The sequence below is a fragment of the Pseudomonas sp. R45(2017) genome (assembly GCF_002112305.1).
GTDB lineage: Bacteria > Pseudomonadota > Gammaproteobacteria > Pseudomonadales > Pseudomonadaceae > Aquipseudomonas > Aquipseudomonas paraglycinae.
The window spans coordinates 153,857-171,289 of the sequence record NZ_NEHH01000001.1 but is presented as its reverse complement, the minus strand read 5'-3'; the positions used below and the strand labels follow the sequence as shown (position 1 = coordinate 171,289).

15 protein-coding genes are annotated in these 17,433 nt (G+C 55.4%); 6 read left to right on the top strand and 9 right to left on the bottom strand.

Annotated elements, in window-relative coordinates; all coding sequences use genetic code 11:
• The first annotated feature begins 10 nt into the window (after nucleotides 1-10).
• The 6 genes from CAF74_RS00805 (at nucleotide 11) to CAF74_RS00780 (ending at nucleotide 5,898) form a co-directional block, all read left to right on the top strand.
• A complete protein-coding gene (locus CAF74_RS00805; protein WP_256578340.1) occupies nucleotides 11-2,218 on the top strand; it encodes a bifunctional prephenate dehydrogenase/3-phosphoshikimate 1-carboxyvinyltransferase in 2,208 nt (735 codons plus the stop codon).
• Complete coding sequence (gene cmk, locus CAF74_RS00800) at nucleotides 2,215-2,904, top strand: (d)CMP kinase (protein ID WP_085647507.1); 690 nt, start codon at nucleotides 2,215-2,217, stop codon at nucleotides 2,902-2,904. The genes CAF74_RS00805 and cmk overlap by 4 nt, the downstream gene beginning before the upstream one ends.
• 120 nt (nucleotides 2,905-3,024) lie before the next feature.
• Nucleotides 3,025-4,710 carry a 30S ribosomal protein S1 gene (gene rpsA / locus CAF74_RS00795; protein WP_039770554.1) on the top strand — a complete coding sequence of 562 codons (1,686 nt, stop codon included), beginning with the start codon at nucleotides 3,025-3,027 and terminating at the stop codon, nucleotides 4,708-4,710.
• Between the two features lie 203 nt (nucleotides 4,711-4,913).
• Nucleotides 4,914-5,192 (top strand): hypothetical protein, encoded by a 279-nt coding sequence (locus tag CAF74_RS00790; protein WP_085745007.1) that lies wholly within the window; start codon nucleotides 4,914-4,916, stop codon nucleotides 5,190-5,192.
• Between the two features lie 151 nt (nucleotides 5,193-5,343).
• Nucleotides 5,344-5,634, top strand: coding sequence for an integration host factor subunit beta (gene ihfB / locus CAF74_RS00785; protein WP_085745006.1), 291 nt, complete (start codon nucleotides 5,344-5,346; stop codon nucleotides 5,632-5,634).
• A gap of 24 nt (nucleotides 5,635-5,658) precedes the next feature.
• Nucleotides 5,659-5,898: a LapA family protein gene (locus CAF74_RS00780; RefSeq protein WP_085745005.1), complete on the top strand. Its 240-nt coding sequence runs from the start codon at nucleotides 5,659-5,661 to the stop codon at nucleotides 5,896-5,898.
• 90 nt (nucleotides 5,899-5,988) lie between these two features.
• On the opposite strand, the gene CAF74_RS00775 is transcribed toward CAF74_RS00780, so the two are convergent.
• The 9 genes from CAF74_RS00775 to wecC all read right to left on the bottom strand — a co-directional run bounded on the left by CAF74_RS00775 (nucleotide 5,989) and on the right by wecC (nucleotide 17,433).
• A complete protein-coding gene (locus CAF74_RS00775; RefSeq protein WP_085745004.1) occupies nucleotides 5,989-6,999 on the bottom strand; it encodes a glycosyltransferase family 4 protein in 1,011 nt (336 codons plus the stop codon).
• On the bottom strand, nucleotides 6,996-7,955 hold the full coding sequence (locus tag CAF74_RS00770; protein WP_085745003.1) for an SDR family oxidoreductase: 960 nt from the start codon (nucleotides 7,953-7,955) through the stop codon (nucleotides 6,996-6,998). The genes CAF74_RS00775 and CAF74_RS00770 overlap by 4 nt, the downstream gene beginning before the upstream one ends.
• A gap of 2 nt (nucleotides 7,956-7,957) precedes the next feature.
• A complete protein-coding gene (locus CAF74_RS00765; protein ID WP_085745002.1) occupies nucleotides 7,958-9,136 on the bottom strand; it encodes a glycosyltransferase family 4 protein in 1,179 nt (392 codons plus the stop codon).
• 7 nt (nucleotides 9,137-9,143) lie between these two features.
• Complete coding sequence (locus tag CAF74_RS00760; protein ID WP_085745001.1) at nucleotides 9,144-10,793, bottom strand: heparinase II/III family protein; 1,650 nt, start codon at nucleotides 10,791-10,793, stop codon at nucleotides 9,144-9,146.
• A gap of 51 nt (nucleotides 10,794-10,844) precedes the next feature.
• A complete protein-coding gene (asnB, locus tag CAF74_RS00755) occupies nucleotides 10,845-12,683 on the bottom strand; it encodes an asparagine synthase (glutamine-hydrolyzing) (protein ID WP_085745000.1) in 1,839 nt (612 codons plus the stop codon).
• Nucleotides 12,683-14,305 carry an O-antigen ligase gene (locus tag CAF74_RS00750; RefSeq protein WP_085744999.1) on the bottom strand — a complete coding sequence of 541 codons (1,623 nt, stop codon included), beginning with the start codon at nucleotides 14,303-14,305 and terminating at the stop codon, nucleotides 12,683-12,685. Before CAF74_RS00750 ends, asnB begins: the two co-directional genes overlap by 1 nt.
• Nucleotides 14,306-14,307: 2 nt before the next feature.
• A complete protein-coding gene (locus tag CAF74_RS00745; RefSeq protein ID WP_085744998.1) occupies nucleotides 14,308-14,787 on the bottom strand; it encodes a serine O-acetyltransferase in 480 nt (159 codons plus the stop codon).
• Between the two features lie 2 nt (nucleotides 14,788-14,789).
• Nucleotides 14,790-16,034, bottom strand: coding sequence for a hypothetical protein (locus CAF74_RS00740; RefSeq protein WP_085744997.1), 1,245 nt, complete (start codon nucleotides 16,032-16,034; stop codon nucleotides 14,790-14,792).
• A 133-nt stretch (nucleotides 16,035-16,167) separates the two neighbouring features.
• Nucleotides 16,168-17,433, bottom strand: coding sequence for a UDP-N-acetyl-D-mannosamine dehydrogenase (gene wecC, locus CAF74_RS00735; RefSeq protein WP_085744996.1), 1,266 nt, complete (start codon nucleotides 17,431-17,433; stop codon nucleotides 16,168-16,170).

The window sequence follows — 17,433 nt, the reverse complement described above, 5'->3', positions numbered from 1 at the left end:
TGCTGCACCTATGATCGGGCGCCTGGTGGTGGTCGGTCTGGGGTTGATCGGTGGTTCGTTTGCCAAGGGTTTGCGTGAAAGCGGCGTGTGCCGCGAAGTGGTCGGGGTCGATCTCGATCCGCAATCGCGCAAGCTGGCGGTCGAGTTGGGCGTGGTGGATCGCTGCGAAGATGATCTGGCAGCGGCTTGCCAGGGCGCGGACGTGATCCAGTTGGCGGTACCGATCCTGGCCATGGAAAAAGTGCTGGCCCGTCTGGCCAGTATGGATCTGGGGCAGGCGATCCTGACGGATGTCGGCAGCGCCAAGGGCAATGTGGTGCGCGCGGCGACCGAAGCGTTCGGCGGCATGCCGGCGCGTTTCGTGCCGGGCCATCCGATTGCCGGTTCCGAGCAGAGCGGGGTGGAAGCCTCCAACTCGGAACTGTTCCGCCGTCATAAAGTTATTCTGACCCCGCTGGAGCAGACCGATCCGGCTGCCCTGGCGGTGGTTGATCGCTTGTGGTGCGAGCTGGGTGCCGACGTTGAGCACATGCAGGTCGAGCGTCACGATGAAGTGCTGGCCGCGACCAGTCATCTGCCGCACCTGCTGGCCTTCGGTCTGGTCGATTCGCTGGCCAAACGCAATGAAAACCTTGAGATCTTCCGTTACGCTGCGGGCGGTTTCCGTGATTTCACAAGAATCGCCGGAAGCGACCCGGTCATGTGGCATGACATATTTCTCGCCAATCGCGAGGCTGTCCTGCGCACACTCGATACATTTCGCAGCGACCTCGACGCCTTGCGCGACGCGGTCGATGCAGGGGATGGGCACCAATTGTTGGGCGTCTTCACGCGCGCCCGGGTTGCCCGCGAGCATTTCAGTAAAATCCTGGCCCGCAGGGCCTATGTGGACGCTATGAATTCCAACGATCTGATTTTCCTGGCTCAACCTGGTGGCCGCCTGTCCGGTCGGATTCGCGTACCGGGTGACAAATCGATTTCCCACCGTTCGATCATGCTCGGTTCCCTGGCTGAAGGCGTCACCGAAGTCGAAGGCTTCCTCGAGGGCGAAGACGCCCTGGCGACCTTGCAGGCGTTCCGCGACATGGGCGTGGTCATCGAAGGCCCGCATCACGGCCGCGTGACCATCCACGGTGTCGGCCTGCATGGCCTGAAGCCTGCGCCGGGCCCGATCTATCTGGGCAACTCCGGCACTTCGATGCGCCTGCTGTCCGGCCTGCTGGCCGCGCAGGACTTCGACAGCACTCTGACCGGTGATGCTTCGCTGTCCAAGCGTCCGATGAATCGCGTCGCCAACCCGCTCCGGGAAATGGGTGCCGTGATCGAAACCGCTGCCGAGGGTCGTCCACCGATGACCATTCGTGGCGGTCACAAGCTCAAAGGCCTGACCTACACCATGCCGATGGCCAGTGCTCAGGTTAAGTCCTGCCTGCTGCTGGCGGGTCTGTACGCCGAAGGCAAGACCACCGTTACCGAGCCAGCTCCGACTCGCGATCACACCGAGCGCATGCTGCGCGGCTTCGGCTATCCGGTGAGCGTCAACGGTGCCACGGCATCGGTTGAGTCCGGCGGCAAGCTGACCGCGACCCACATTGAAGTGCCGGGCGACATCTCGTCTTCGGCATTCTTCCTGGTGGCCGCGTCGATCGCCGAAGGTTCGGAGCTGGTGCTCGAACACGTCGGCATCAACCCGACCCGCACCGGTGTGATCGACATTCTGCGCCTGATGGGCGCCGACATCACTCTGGAAAACCAGCGTGAAGTGGGTGGCGAGCCGGTTGCCGACCTGCGCGTGCGAGCGGCTAAACTCAAGGGTATCGAGATTCCGGAAGCGCTGGTTCCACTGGCGATCGACGAATTCCCGGTGCTGTTCGTGGCCGCGGCCTGTGCCGAAGGGCGCACCGTGCTGACCGGCGCCGAAGAGCTGCGGGTCAAGGAATCGGACCGTATCCAGGTCATGGCGGACGGTCTGCTGGCGCTGGGCGTCAAGTGCGAACCGACCCCGGACGGCATCATCATCGACGGCGGCCAGATCGGCGGCGGCGAAGTGCATGGTCATGGCGATCACCGTATCGCGATGGCTTTCAGCGTGGCCTCGCTGCGCGCCACGGCACCGATCCGCATCCATGACTGCGCCAACGTCGCGACATCGTTCCCGAACTTCCTGGCGCTGTGCGCACAGGTCGGCATTCGTGTGGCGCAAGAGGCTCAGTCGTGAACAATATTGCTCCGGTCATCACCATCGATGGGCCAAGCGGCTCGGGCAAAGGCACCGTAGCCGGGATTCTGGCCAAGCGTCTGGGCTGGAACCTGCTGGATTCCGGTGCGCTGTATCGCCTGCTGGCGTTTGCTGCGCACAACCATGGTGTTGACCTGACCAATGAAGAGCTGCTGAAGAAACTGGCCGCTCATCTGGATGTGCAGTTCATCGCGGCGACCGACGGTCAACTGCAACGCATCATTCTGGAAGGTGACGAAGTCAGCGATGTCATCCGCACTGAAAGCGTCGGTTCCGGCGCTTCTCAGGTGGCTGCATTGCCGGCCGTGCGCGAGGCGCTGCTGCAGCGCCAGCGTGCTTTTCAGGAGTCGCCGGGGCTGGTGGCCGATGGTCGCGACATGGGCACGGTGGTATTTCCGAATGCGCCCTTGAAGATTTTCCTGACCGCCAGTGCCGAGGAGCGGGCGCGCCGTCGATATTTGCAGTTGAAGGGCAAAGTCGAGGGTGTTAGTCTGTCGAGTCTGCTAGATGAGATCCGTGCGCGCGACGAGCGTGATACCCAGCGAGCGGTGGCCCCGCTCAAGCCGGCGGCCGACGCCATACAGCTGGATTCCACGGAGTTGTCCATCGATCAGGTGCTGGAACGCATCATGAGCGAGATCGCCATTCGCGATATCGCCGGGTGACCAGGAAGGCCGCAGGGGACCAGTCATAGTCCTGCGGTGGCTTCCTTTAAATGAAACTGACCCGCATCGTCTGGGATGTGGAGACGGGCGTATTTTTCGCCCTAATCAACAGGAATTAAAATGAGCGAAAGCTTTGCGGAACTCTTTGAAGAAAGCCTAAAGACCCTGAACCTTCAGGCAGGCTCCATCATCACCGGTGTTATCGTTGATATCGATTACCAGGCTCGCTGGGTAACCGTTCACGCTGGCCTGAAGTCCGAAGCACTGATCCCGCTGGAGCAGTTCTACAACGACGCTGGCGAACTGAACATCAACGTCGGTGACGAAGTTCACGTTGCGCTGGACTCGGTTGAAGATGGTTTCGGTGAAACCAAGCTGTCCCGTGAAAAAGCCAAGCGCGCTGAATGCTGGATCGTTCTGGAAGCAGCCTTCGCAGCTGAGGAAGTGGTCAAGGGCGTTATCAACGGTAAGGTTAAAGGCGGCTTCACTGTCGACGTTAACGGCATCCGTGCGTTCCTGCCAGGTTCCCTGGTTGACGTCCGTCCAGTGCGCGACACCACGCACCTGGAAGGCAAAGAGCTGGAATTCAAGGTCATCAAGCTGGACCAGAAGCGCAACAACGTTGTCGTTTCCCGTCGCAGCGTCCTGGAAGCCGAGAACTCCGCCGAGCGTGAAGCTCTGCTGGAATCCCTGCAGGAAGGTCAGCAAGTCAAAGGTATCGTCAAAAACCTCACCGATTACGGCGCATTCGTCGATCTGGGTGGCGTGGACGGCCTGCTGCACATCACCGACATGGCCTGGAAGCGCATCAAGCATCCTTCCGAGATCGTCAACGTTGGTGACGAAATCGATGTCAAGGTTCTGAAATACGATCGCGAACGCAACCGTGTTTCCTTGGGCCTGAAACAACTGGGCGAAGATCCATGGGTTGCTATCAAAGCCCGTTACCCAGAAGGCACTCGTGTTACCGCTCGTGTAACCAACCTGACCGACTACGGCTGCTTCGCTGAGCTGGAAGAAGGCGTTGAAGGTCTGGTACACGTTTCGGAAATGGACTGGACCAACAAGAACATCCACCCTTCGAAAGTCGTACAAGTCGGCGACGAAGTGGAAGTCATGGTTCTGGACATCGACGAAGAGCGTCGTCGTATCTCCCTGGGCATCAAGCAGTGCAAGTCGAACCCATGGGAAGACTTCTCTGGCCAGTTCAACAAGGGCGACAAGATCTCCGGCACCATCAAGTCGATCACCGATTTCGGTATCTTCATTGGTCTGGACGGCGGCATCGACGGTCTGGTTCACCTGTCCGACATCTCCTGGAACGAAGTGGGCGAAGAAGCCGTACGTCGTTTCAAGAAGGGCGACGAGCTGGACACCGTTATCCTGTCGGTTGACCCGGAGCGTGAGCGTATCTCCCTGGGTATCAAGCAACTGGAAAGCGATCCGTTCTCCGAGTACGTCTCGGTTAACGACAAAGGCGCAATCGTTACTGGCACCGTGAAAGAAGTTGACGCCAAAGGCGCCATCATCGTTCTGGCCGATGACATCGAAGCGACTCTGAAAGCCTCCGAAATCAGCCGTGACCGCGTTGAAGACGCGCGCAACGTTCTGAAAGAAGGCCAGCAAGTAGAAGCCAAGATCATCAGCGTTGATCGTAAGAGCCGCGTAATTCAGCTGTCGATCAAATCGAAAGACGATGCTGAAGAGAAAGAAGCCATCCAGAGCCTGAAAGCAGCTCCGGAAGGCGAAGCAGCAGACACCACCATGGCGGCACTGCTGCGTCAAGCAATGGCCAAACAGAACTGAGTTCTGTCTGATCATTAAAAAGGGCGACTTCGGTCGCCCTTTTTTGTGCCTTCGATTTGGTAAGCCTCGCTCTCTGGTTATACGGGTGAAACCATTTCCTTTGCCGGGCGGTCTGTTTCTTTAATCGGATCAATCGTCTATTCGCGTCTAGGCTTAGTCTGAAGATCGCAGTAGTCGGGCAGGCGCCTGGCATAAGGATGTGAATGAACAAGTTTATAGTTCTGTTGGGTATGTTGGTGTTGGCAGGCTGTACGACTAGCGCCAAGACTCATGCGGTGCGCGGAGTCAGCGGTATCGAGGTTGACTGCTCCGGCTTGGGTTCGGGCTGGGAGAGGTGTCAGAAGCGCGCAGCCAAGGAATGCAAGGGGGCGGGTTACAAGGTGATCACGCGATCTGATGATGCGCGGGATGAGGATGAGTTTCCCTTTGGTTTCAATCCTGCCGGCTATGTCACTCGAACCATGCTGGTGATTTGTCGGTGAGTGAGCGTTGGCGTGCATGCGATCCGATGCCCTGAAAATGGGCGTTTCGGCGAGCGGAAAGATATGTCAAGCCCTGGGCTGTTCAAAATCTTCCGGGCGTGCTAAAACCTTTCAAGCGCTGATCTAGCTGCTTGAAAAAGAAGGGAAAAATATGACGAAGTCGGAGTTGATCGAACGAATTGTCACCCATCAGGGGCTGCTCTCATCCAAGGATGTTGAGCTGGCCATCAAGACCATGCTCGAGCAAATGTCCCAGTGCCTTGCCACAGGTGATCGTATCGAGATCCGTGGCTTTGGCAGCTTCTCCTTGCACTATCGTGCGCCGCGAGTCGGCCGCAACCCGAAGACAGGGCAGTCTGTCAGTCTTGACGGAAAGTTCGTTCCCCATTTCAAGCCAGGCAAAGAGCTTCGGGATCGAGTGAATGAGGAAGAGGATGAATAGTAGATATGACCAGGGAAGCAGTTTATGACTAATCTCAAACGAATCCTCTTGGGAGGATTTCTACTGCTGCTGGTTCTGGTAATCCTGGCATTTGTACTTGAAAATCAGCAAACAGTATCCCTGCTGTTTCTCGGTTGGGAAGCACCTCATTTACCCGCTTCTGTCGTAATGTTGGCGGCACTCTTGGTCGGTATGATCATAGGTCCTCTGTTACGTCTGTTATTGGGTCGTGCTCTACGCGCTCGGCGCAAACCTTCGATTTAGATTTTTTAAGTTTCCTGAGCAGAATGAAAGAGGGGAAGCCATGGCTTCCCCTCAATTGTTTCTGCAACAAAATACTAAATCACCACTGGCTTATTCCTTGCCTCCAGCATTGAACTTCACTGCCAGCGCTGCTAATGGCACATAAGCAATCAGAACCCCCAGCAGACCGTCCAGGTAACCGTTAGCCACCAATAGCGCAATCGGCAACAGCCAGCAAAGATTGATCGCGGCAACGCCCAGCGTGACGGGCAGGTGCTTTTTGTATTTTCGAGAAGCGAATTGATAAGCATGGCTACGGTGAGCTTCGTAGACTTTTTCTCCCCGTAGCAGCCGGCGGAACAAAGTCCAGGTTGCATCGACGATAAACACGCCCAGCAGAATCAGCCAGCTCCACAGCAATTGTGGTGCGGCCCAGGCAGCCTGCAGGGAGAGGACGCCCAGAGTGATCCCGAGGAAGCCGCTACCAGCGTCCCCCATGAAGATGCGAGCTGTCGGGAAGTTCCAATACAAAAAACCGGACACTGCGAAGGCAAGCAGAAGCGGGAGGAGGGCCAATACACCATTGCCCGTCAGCCAATAAAGCAACGTTGCACCCAGGCAAACAAAAATCGCCTCGACGCTGGCAATGCCATCAATACCATCCATGAAGTTATACAGGTTCAGCAGCCAGACCAGATAAAACGCGGCCAATACATTGCCAACCCAACCCAGGTCAAATACGAATCCGAAGACCGTCAGGGGTGGTAAGCCGCCTATCCAGTAAAGTGCCCAAATGGCTGCAATGAAATGACCCAGCAAGCGCCAGCGGGCGACGATATGGCCGTGATCATCCAGAAAGCCCAGTACTGCGATGCCGACACCTGCCCCCATCAATGCCCACATCGTCGGCAAGGTGATGGCACCCATGCTTGTCGCCAATATCAGTGCGACCAGAAAGCTCACAACGATCGCAACGCCGCCACCTCTTGGGGTGGGGACGGCGTGGGAGCTTCGGGCGTTGGGCACGTCTATAAGGCTTTTAGCCAGCGCATATTGCCGTAGGGCTCCGGTCAGAAACAGTGCAACGACGGCGCAAGCCGGTAATAACCACCACATATTCATTTGATTCGCAGGTCCAGAAAGTGTTTAGCCGTTTTACGCAGCGCCTCATCGACAGAGACGGGCGGGGTCCAGTTCAAAAGGGTACGTGTTTTTTCAATATCTACCTGAAGTGAACCGCACAGTCGTTGGGCCAGGGCTTGCTTGCCCAGCATCGATGCCCCGGTTTCAAGTACCCAGCCGGGGATTGGCAGCATTCGGACAGGTTTGCCCAACGCAGCGCCCATGCGCCGAAGAAGCATGGTAGTCGATAGGTCTTCGCCATCGCTGACCATGAAAGTCTGGTTCGCAGCAGCAGGATGGACTACGCAAGTCGCAATCAGGTCAGTGAGATTGTCCAGTGCGACGAGGCTGCGGCGGTTGTGAAGTGCGCCGAATGGCAGCGGCACGCCTTTGTGGAGCCAGCGCATCATGCTGAGAAAGTTGGCCTGTACGCCTGGCCCATAAACCAGTACGGGACGGATGATGACTACTTCCATCCCGGTTTCTGTGGAAAGCGCACGTAGTCCCTGTTCGGCCTCAAGTTTTGAAATCCCATAGGGATCAAGAGGCACAGGTTGGCTTTCAGCGCTGTAAGGGTTGCCTGGGGTTGTGCTCTCGCCGTTGACTTTCACTGAGCTGATGAAGATGAATCTTCGGATGCCTGCTTCAGCCGATTGCCGGGCGAGATTCAACGTGCCCTCGACATTGGTCTTGCGGTATTCGGCAAGAGGGTCGGATGACTCGTCGCTCATGACATGCACGCGGGCAGCCGAATGGATGACGACATCATGTCCGCTCAGCACCGACATCCAGTTCTGCTCGCTGGACAGATCGCTGATCAGCGCCTGAGTTGCACGGGAGTCGAGCTCATTCGAGTTTTTGCGAACGGCAGCGGTAACCTCATGACCCTGCTCCAGCAGCAGAGGTGTCAGGCCGCGTCCCACAAAGCCCGTTGCGCCTGTAAGTAGAATTCGCATGATCAGGAAACTTCCGATGTGGAGATTACATCTACAGCCATGTCGCGCATGATATTCGCTCTGGAGAACCGATCGATAAAGGCCGCGCGTGGGGTCGTGGAGATCGTCAGTCTTTCGAAGGATTCGACCGCCGCATCGACATCACAAGGTGCAAATACCGATGCATTTTCGATGTGCTCGGTCACAAACTCTGCCGCGTAGCCTGCAATGCCCGCCCAGATCGGTTTTCCCAGGGCAGCATATTCGAACAGCTTGGACGGCAATACTTTACGAAATGCATCGTAGTCATTCAGGTGCAGAAACAATATGTCCGCTGATTGGTAGACGCCGATCAGTTCGTCGCGTTTGACCGGGCTCAGCAGGTCGACATTGTTGCACTTGGACGCATTGATGGCGTCTTTCAATGCAGCCAGTCGGCCGCCATCACCGATTACCTTGAATCGCACCTTTCCTTCAAGGCGTTTTGCCAGTTGAGGGATGATGTTGTGAAGGCCCTGACCTTCCCCGAAGTTTCCTGCGTACACCACATCCAGAATGCGGTCCTGGTTGTCTTCGGTGTTCACAATCGGCAGGTTGAGGAATTCGTCATCGATACCGTTGGTAAACAGCGAATACTTCTGGTCCGGGTATCTGGATTTGAAGTAAGGAAGAAAGCCTGCTGAGACCAGGTTGACTTTGCGCGCCGACTTTATCGTGAAGCGTTCGAGCAACGAGAGGATCGGTTTGATGAACCGCACCATCTTCCCGGATAGAACGTCCTTGATGGTGTCCACGAAAATGTCACGGATGTCGAGGTACAGTGGTGTTTTCTTGCTGCGGGCAATGACGGCTCCAAGTGTTGCGGTCATCAGGCGTGAAGACGTTGCATAAACAAGGTCGTAGTGCTTGCCGCGAGCGAAGTTGCGCACATGTCTGGCGTAGACCAGAAACGCTTTTGCCTGATCGACCATCCCGCTTTTGTGAGCGGGCAGGGCGATACGGCGTATGGTCAGGCGCGGATGTTCTTCAAGCTCGGGCGCTTCGCTGCTGAATGAGCTGTAGCGATTGGGCAGTGTCGTGATCAGTTCGATATGGGCATCAGCCGGCAATTTATCCAGCAATGCCTTTACCAGTGCCGTGGTGCGGAATGAGCCGGCGGACAGATCCGGCTGATAATAAAAACTCAGGACTAAAAGTTTCAAATAAGCCTCACCACGTTACGCGGGTAATAAGTGTGTCTGACGATAGTTCGACAACGATGCATTGGTTCGCCACGGACTTGCCGAACTCCGGGTGCCAGGTTGTGTTCGCAATGCTGATGCATGCCGCGCCCGAGATGGAGACAGAGACTGTCTCTCCAGAAGCCAGGGTGATTGTCAGGCCGTTGTCATTCTGAGTCACTGACGCCTCGGGGTGCAGGTGGAATCTTGCGATCGACTTGTCAAAGGCGCCCGTTACCGAATCGTTGATCTGTAGCGTGTTCCTGGTGGCGTTCCACTCCCGCGTGTGAAGGTTCTTGCCCTTCAGGCGCTGGTAGCCGTCATGTGAGCAAACGATGCGAACGGATTCACCGGTGCTCTCGAAGGTGCTCAGGCTGACGCGGGCGCGGCGGGCGACCCTGAAGCCGGCCCAGACCTCCGAGGAGTTTTCGCCATCGATCTCTACGGTGTTATGAGCGGCGGTACTGCGTTGACGATGACGCTCGCTGTCCTCGCCGTATTGCGATGTGCCGGAGTTAACGAATACTCGCTGCCCGAATACGCTCAACTCGAAGCTCAACGTATCTGCGTGAGTATGGCCGGGCTGATAAACGGGAGCGACTTGTGCAAAGTTCAAGAGTGCTTTGCTGCCCTCACCGAACGCTATGTGCGCAAACCCGCTTTCGGCATGGCAAATGGCACCGATCGAAGAAGTGTCCGCTGCGTCTGCCGTTGGCTGGCAACCCAGCAAGGCGGCATAACCTTCGATGTCGCGCAGGGCAGGAGCAATGCCGAAGGCGCAATCATTGAAGAAGGGGATTTCGCCATCAGGATGCTGCATGCTGCGCAGCCAGATGATTCCTTGCTCGATCACTCGGCGCCACTCGGGTGCACGGCTTTTCAGTGCGTCGATTTTGGCATTGAGTGCCAGATTGAGCAGGTCGCACATGTCCCAAAGCAACGAGGCGTGGTACATGGGCGACAGTTCGAAATGCGCCCCATCTGTCAGGAATTGCTCCTTCACCTCTCTGTCCAGAATCTTCAGTCCGGTTTTCAGCCAGTTCTCGGCCTCCCCGGTCTGCAGAAAGCTGCCCGCGAAAACCAGCGCCTTGCCATTCACGAACAAGTGATTTGCGAGGATGTGATATTCAATCCGTTGTGACAGTGCGTGTGTCTGCACTGCCAGGCTTTCCAGCCAGCGCTGATCCAGATGCGGCTGCATTTGCAACCACTTGACCAGGTTAACGATCCTGAGGGACAGCGTATAAGGTTCCCAGCCACAGCCGGCGAACGGCGGGTTGGCCGTGATCCAGCTGTTGACCAGATCCGTTTCCGACAGGGATGAATCATGTTCCTGGCGGGCGGTCAGGTGATCCAGATAATGCAGATTGTATTGCCAGATCTTTGGCAGCGCCTCGTTGTGCCATTCGATGGCCGCCTTGCTGCCCATGAAGTCGAACTGCCCGTCTTCGGTTATGCGCGATGAATTCCAGCGAGGTGGATTGGCCAGATCAAAGGACGGGTTCTTGCTCGCCGGTGTTGCGGCATACGGTTTGATCTTGGCAAAACGATAGTAGATTCGATAGAGAATCTGCTCCGGTCGCAGCACTTTGGCAGTGTGGTAGAGCTTTGTGAGCCGGGCTATCCGTGCGTTGCGCATATGAGTCACTGATTCAAATGGTTGATTCGTTGTAATGTATTTTCGAGCTACTCAAGCGAAGTTGAATTTGAGCCAGCGTTCAAAATACAGAAGTTGCCAGAGTTTGTAGGTGTTATTGGCGACACCGGAAAAGTGACTCTTTATCAGCCGCTCAACTTCCTCGCGATTGAGGAATTGATAGATTCGCTGGAATTCAGATGCCAGGCGTTCCGCACCCAGGCGCAGAATGATCCCGTCCAGAGGAGGGTTGAACCCGGTTTTCGGACGGTTGACCAGCGTGGAGGGGAGCAGGCTTTTCAAGAGCGTCTTGAGCGGTGCTTTAGGCGCGCCGTCTTTCAACAGATCGGCACTGGAGGTTGCGAACCCGTTGGCAACGACGCGCTCATCCAGCAACGGCACTCTGAGTTCGATGCTTGCCAGCATGCTTGCCTTGTCGGAAACGCCCAGGTTGTGACTCAGGAACCCGGTCATGTCGAAATGCTGTGCGCATTTCACTTTATCGTCCACATCGCCTTTGTACTGGGTCAGCACATTGTCCAGGCGCTGTTTGTACGTGTTTTCCAGTGTCGAGTAGTTGGAGAAGAAATTGCTGAGTTCCTGTTTTGAGAAATAGCCGAGCATCCGCGAATACGCCAGCGGCCAATAACTTTCCTGGGCGTACGAGACGAGTCGCTCGAACTTCTTGTCGAGTTTTTTCGGGAAAAGATTGAGCTTCAGCAACGATTTGAGCAGCGGGTAGACCGCGCGGATCAGATTGTGGTGCTTGAGGACCTTGTATCGGGGGTATCCGGCAAACGCTTCGTCGCCACCCATTCCGCTGAGCATTACGGTATATCCGCTCTTCCTGGCCTCGTCGGACAGTCGATAGGTGGCCCAGAACGTATAATCCGACACTAGCTCTTCAGTATTTTTGGCGACGAAGTCGATGGATTCAAACGGATTGTCGTTCGCGTCGAGAATTTCGGTAACTTTAAGTTCTTTGCCCAAGTGCTTGGCGATCTCGGCAGAAAACTTCATGTCCACCGCGGAGTCTTCGGTTTCTTCGTATTTCGCGAAAAACAGGTCCGCAGCTCCTGTGTAGTTCGCAAGAATGCTGGAGTCGGCGCCGCCGCTGAAGAACACCCCTACCGGAACATCAGCTTCCAATTGACGGGTGACCGCAGACTCGATGGTGTCGGCAATGGACCGTTGAGTATTGAAGTTGATGATGTCCTGGTAGCGTACGGTTGTACGGGCACCGGTGGTCAGGTCAAATTCGATATAGGTTCCCGGCTGTACTTTCTTGATTGCCTTGTAACCGGTGTTGGGCTCGTAGATGAACCCATTGTTGAAGAACTCGAACACGTCATCGTTATCGATCTCAGCAACAACCTCTGGATAGCTTTTCAGACCGCGTATTTCCGAGCAGGCATAAAAACCATTGGCGCTTGAATAGTAATAAACCGGCTTGATGCCCACGACATCTCTGACCAGAAAGAACTTCCTGGCATTCTCGTCAAGAATGACCAGCGAAAACATTCCTTGCAGTTGCTTGAATGCCTGTTCCTTGTATTCGACATACAGCTTCAGGATGACTTCGGTATCGGACGTGCCGTTGAAGGTATAACCCTTCTTGACAAGGTCGTCCCTCAACTCGTGATGGTTGAAGACTTCGCCGTTGAAAATGATGCTGATGCCATTCCCGGCATGCATGGGCTGGCTGCCGGCGGCTGTCAGATCCAGAATGCTCAGTCGGTTGTGACCGAGTCCTATCTGGAAGTCCGCAACGGTAGTGAAGTATGTTCCAGAGGCATCCGGTCCACGATGTTTTGTGACGGCAAGACTCGCTTCCAACTGGAGGTTGGTGTCGGACGCGGACTGCTTAACACAAAAGAAACTTAAACCGCACATTATGCCTTGAGCTCCATATTTTCTTGATTGGCGGTGTTTTGCACAGGCGACGACGGTGAGGGTGAAGCCTCGCCTGTATCAACACTCTTCCTGTCGTTTTGAACTTTCGGCGCTCGCGAGAGCGCTTGGGTGAGAATCAGGCCCCAGGCTGTAGCGAGCAGCAAGTTGAAGGTGATCAGGCGGAAAACGGCGAAAAACAAGCCGTAGATGGCCATGGTCAATACCACGGATCGCAGTATCGTCCAGTGGGCTGGCTCGACTCTGAGCGAGGTCACTCGAAGGACAATCGGGCCCAGCAGGACCAGCGCATAAGTAATGATTCCCAGCAGGCCACCGACCATCAAGGTATAGAGCGGCCAGTTGTGAATATAAGCGACCCATTGGGTAAACGATTCCCCGCTGGATGTTTCCCAGCGCATTTCGTGTTTGATGCCCAGTCCGTTACCCGCTACCGGGTGCGACTTAAACATGTCCCATGCAATGCCATACTCTACAACGCGCGAAGAGACGTTGAAGTCGGCATTTTCCTTTGTTGGAACGATGGGTTGCAACATGCCATCGTCGCCGGCTTTTGATTCTTCACTTGGCTTCCAGTTAACGATTGTCTCTATGCCAGACTCGATCAGCAGGCTCATCCTGCCGAGCCAGATCTGCTGCATGCCTGTAGCGAAAATGAACAGCAGCGCGCAGATGCCCAGAGCGGTGGCGCTCACCATCAATTTTTTTCGCAGTTGGGCGTGAAACACAAAAACGAAGGCGGAAAAAAGCATCATCACCAGCAGTGCGCTCAACAGCATGCTGCGGGTGAAAGTGATCAGTACGGCGGTCATGCAAAGCAGAGACATCAAGGCACCGACAGCGGTGATCTGCTTTTGCCGCGACAGGATGCAAGTGACAAATCCGGCCGCCATTCCCACGGGCAGCAGACTGTCGGTCGCTTGCGCCAGAACCATGGTTATACGGTCGCGCATGGGGCCGATAGCATTGGCATTGTGCAAGGCGGCTTCTTTTGTAAGTTTGATGGCCTGAGCGTCTGCAGGGTCGATCCAGTAGGGTCTCCAGATGCCTTGGTAGAAGTAGTAAAAAACGATATATCCGGCGGTCAGAAAGACCAGCGTCGCTACTGAGCCGCCTACCCAGTGAATACGCGTTTGATCCTGACTGACCAATATGCAGACAGGGATCAATGCGTAGATGAACAGGAAGGGAATGACGCCCCTCACCCAGTCGGCGAGGGGAACGTGATTGTGCATGGCAACTGCCAGGTTGGTGCCCAATATAAGGAGACCGACCAGCAGGGGAGCTGCGAATACCTTCAGTGCATCTTTTAACGTGTACGTGCGCAGGAGCTGCAGCAGGCTGCCTGCAAAAACGGTGGCCAGCAATGCTGCAAATGATAGCTCCTGCAGGCCCAGTGAGGGTGGCGCCGGACGCATGGCAAATGCCATTGGAAAGAGCGCCAGCAAACCGTGCCAAGGCGATTTCAGTGCCATGAGAATAAGGAGAAGAACGCCGGCGGTACCGATGTAGAACGCAGCGCCAGGATCTTGTGAAAGAAGAATGGCAGTGCCCGCGCCGGCAGCAATCGCGCAACTGTTTTTATTAAAATATGATTCTTTCATCATTATTCTCCGGCCATCTTCCGCGGACGAATTGCTTTGAAATCAGCAGATGTCTGGCCAACAATTCGAGCGGGAATTCCAACAACCACGGAGTTGTCTGGTACGTCCTTCAGTACGACGGCGGACGCGCCAATCTGGCAGTTGTTCCCGATCTTGATGTCGCCGATTATTCTTGCGCCTGCACTGATATAGCAGTTGTCGCCAATCACGGGGCACTTGTTTATTTCGCTGGATGCAAAGCCTTCCGCCGCACCGATCGTGATGCCCTGGCCCAGCACGCAGCCGCTACCGATCCTGGCGTTTGCGTGAAGCACAACGCCGATGGCGCCATAAGCGAAGATCGAGCCTTTGCCAATGCTTGCCGAAACGGGGACATACGAATTGAAGATCAGGAAAATGAAATTTCGAATGAGCATCGGAATAACCGGGATCTTTCGTTGATAGAACCAGTGTCCAATACGATAAAGCGTGACTGCGTTCATTCTCAAAACCTCAATTTACGGAAATCTGCCAGGCGCAGACGGAGAGTCCAGGTTGCGATGATCAACAGGGAGCACATATAGAAAATGCCCCAGATCAGGCTGACGTTGGCCATGACTATAGAAAGGGGGGAAAGTATTGCCACCCAGAAAATCACCGGAAGCTGGATGCCGGGGCGACAGAACAGGTGCAGTGTCAGCAGGTAAGCGGAGAACCCCAGTGCATAGAATACTTTTGCGGCCTCAAGTCCCTGCACGAAAAAGACCATGCAGACCACAGCGATACAACCCAGTGATACGTTTATCGCGATGACCCTGCGGTGAAATCCCGAGGCAATGAGATATCGCTCCGTCACCACCGCCCAGTAGAGAACCGGCAAGCAGGGGAGCAGGGCCAGATAGCCCGAATATTTGGGAAAGAGCCACGATACGAAATAACCGAACAACCCCACGAGCGCGAAGTACATCACGGCGATCGACATGATGATCCGGTATTGCTCCTGGCGCTGCCCTCCGGATATGAACGAAACAAATACTGCCCTGACGTTGATGGGGAAAAGACTGGTTGCGGATTGAATGATCGACACAATCACGCGAAACAGTCCCAGCTCACGAACCGGCAGGATCTTCGAGAGTATGTAAGGTAGTATGTTGGTGAACAGGTTGAAGAACAGCGTGATGGAGATCATGCGCGGCAGAAGGGTAATGACCTGCCAGAGCGTTGAGCCCAGCTGCTTGCCAAGCGGTAGTTTTGCTCCGTGAGTAAACAGCGCAACCAGTGCCAGCAGACAAGGGATCAGGTTGGTCAGGCACAGGATGTCCACGATGCTCAGCGGCCAGATGTTCTGATGGCTGACAAACAGGGCGGCGAAGAAAACCCCCAGAAACAGAATCAGATACCCGACGATCCAGCGGTAGAGTCGCAGTCCGAAAAGTGACAGCAGGCAGGCTGAACTAAGCAGCATGACGCTGAGCAGCAAGGGATTGCCCAGATCCGTCAACTGACTTAGTCCGCTGAAGAGCAGGAAGATCAGGCTTGCCATAAATAAGGAAGTGACAAGGATGTGTTCAGGTTCAACGCTTGCAAGAAGTTGTTCGTTGATGATGTCCAGCAGTTTCTGAAATAAAAAAACCAGCACGTTGGCTTTGATGAACTCGCCATAGGCTTCAAGTCCATATAAACCAGGAATAACAAAGTTTACTACCAGGCCACTAATCAGTGTCAGCGCCTGAATCAGCAGATTGACCATGTCTCAACCTTCTTCAATCTCATCATGACTAATTCGAGCACATGATCATCGGAGTTTTCATCGAAGCAACGAAGTGCGCAGGACCCGGTGACTCATGGAGACACCTGGTCCTGCGCTCAGTTTCGATAAGTGGTCAGTTCCAGATACCGCGCGTATCGACTCGCTCTGCACGCGCCAGGCTGCTTTGCGGGATCGACTTGAATTGCTTGTGGTCGACAAGCAGAACAATCACATCTGCTTGAGCCAGTGCGCTGTCGATATCGCAGAGAGTGACTTTGCCTTCCATGTTGGCAGGCAATTGATCGATATTGGGTTCGACGGCCAGTACCTTGCCCGGATGAGCATCGGCAATTTTCAAAGTGATTGCCTTGGACGGGCTTTCACGCAGGTCGTCGATATCCGGTTTGAAGGCCAATCCGAAGCAGGCGACTGTAACGTCCTTGGCCGTCTTGTCCGGGTTTGCCTGCAGGTGCTTGCCGATGGCTTGCTGGACCTGGTCGATCACCCATTGCGGCTTGCTGTCGTTCACTTCACGAGCTGTGCGGATCAGGCGCGCCTGCTCCGGAGTCTTGCTGACAATGAACCATGGGTCCACGGCGATGCAGTGGCCACCGACACCCGGGCCGGGTTGCAGAATGTTCACTCGTGGGTGGTGATTGGCCAGACGGATCAATTCCCAGACGCTGATACCCAGCTTGTCGCATATGATCGAAAGCTCGTTCGCAAATGCAATATTCACGTCACGGAAGCTGTTTTCGGTCAGTTTGCACATTTCGGCGGTGCGGGCGTCCGTGATGATGCACTCGCCTTCAACGAAAGTTTTGTACAGTTGCACGGCAGCTGCGGAGCATTTCGATGTCATGCCGCCAATGATGCGATCGTTCTCGATCAGTTCACGCAGTACGTGACCCGGCAGAACGCGCTCGGGGCAGTGTGCGATACGAATGTCGGACTCTTCGCCATGGGTTTGCGGGAAGGTCAGGTCCGGGCGGGCCTCTGCCAGCCACGCGGACATCTGTTCGGTCGCACCCACTGGAGAAGTGGACTCGAGAATGACCAGATCGCCTTTCTTCAGAACCGGAGCGATGGATTTGCTGGCGGATTCGATGTAGGCAAGATCGGGCTCATAGTCGCCTTTGAAAGGCGTAGGAACGGCGATCATGAACGCATCTGCCGGTTCGGCGACGGTGGTGGCCCGCAGGAAACCTTCGGTCACGGCTGCGTGGACGACGATATCCAGGTCTGGTTCGACGATATGGATTTCACCGCGATTGATCGTTTCGACAGCGCGGGGGTTTACATCGACGCCAATCACCTTTTTCTTGCGGGCGGCGAAAACGGCTGCCGTTGGCAGTCCAATGTAGCCGAGACCGACCACAGAAACAGTTTCAAAGCTCAT

Excerpts from the sequence above, each read along its gene's own strand:
- CAF74_RS00805 (WP_256578340.1), top strand. The coding sequence starts at position 11 with ATGATCGGGCGCCTGGTGGTGGTCGGTCTGGGGTTGATCGGTGGTTCG.
- rpsA (WP_039770554.1), top strand. The coding sequence starts at position 3,025 with ATGAGCGAAAGCTTTGCGGAACTCTTTGAAGAAAGCCTAAAGACCCTG.
- CAF74_RS00790 (WP_085745007.1), top strand. The coding sequence starts at position 4,914 with ATGAACAAGTTTATAGTTCTGTTGGGTATGTTGGTGTTGGCAGGCTGT.
- ihfB (WP_085745006.1), top strand. The coding sequence starts at position 5,344 with ATGACGAAGTCGGAGTTGATCGAACGAATTGTCACCCATCAGGGGCTG.
- CAF74_RS00780 (WP_085745005.1), top strand. The coding sequence starts at position 5,659 with ATGACTAATCTCAAACGAATCCTCTTGGGAGGATTTCTACTGCTGCTG.
- CAF74_RS00775 (WP_085745004.1), bottom strand. The coding sequence starts at position 6,999 with ATGAATATGTGGTGGTTATTACCGGCTTGCGCCGTCGTTGCACTGTTT.
- CAF74_RS00770 (WP_085745003.1), bottom strand. The coding sequence starts at position 7,955 with ATGCGAATTCTACTTACAGGCGCAACGGGCTTTGTGGGACGCGGCCTG.
- CAF74_RS00760 (WP_085745001.1), bottom strand. The coding sequence starts at position 10,793 with ATGCGCAACGCACGGATAGCCCGGCTCACAAAGCTCTACCACACTGCC.
- asnB (WP_085745000.1), bottom strand. The coding sequence starts at position 12,683 with ATGTGCGGTTTAAGTTTCTTTTGTGTTAAGCAGTCCGCGTCCGACACC.
- CAF74_RS00750 (WP_085744999.1), bottom strand. The coding sequence starts at position 14,305 with ATGAAAGAATCATATTTTAATAAAAACAGTTGCGCGATTGCTGCCGGC.
- CAF74_RS00745 (WP_085744998.1), bottom strand. The coding sequence starts at position 14,787 with ATGAACGCAGTCACGCTTTATCGTATTGGACACTGGTTCTATCAACGA.
- CAF74_RS00740 (WP_085744997.1), bottom strand. The coding sequence starts at position 16,034 with ATGGTCAATCTGCTGATTCAGGCGCTGACACTGATTAGTGGCCTGGTA.
- wecC (WP_085744996.1), bottom strand. The coding sequence starts at position 17,433 with ATGAGCTTTGAAACTGTTTCTGTGGTCGGTCTCGGCTACATTGGACTG.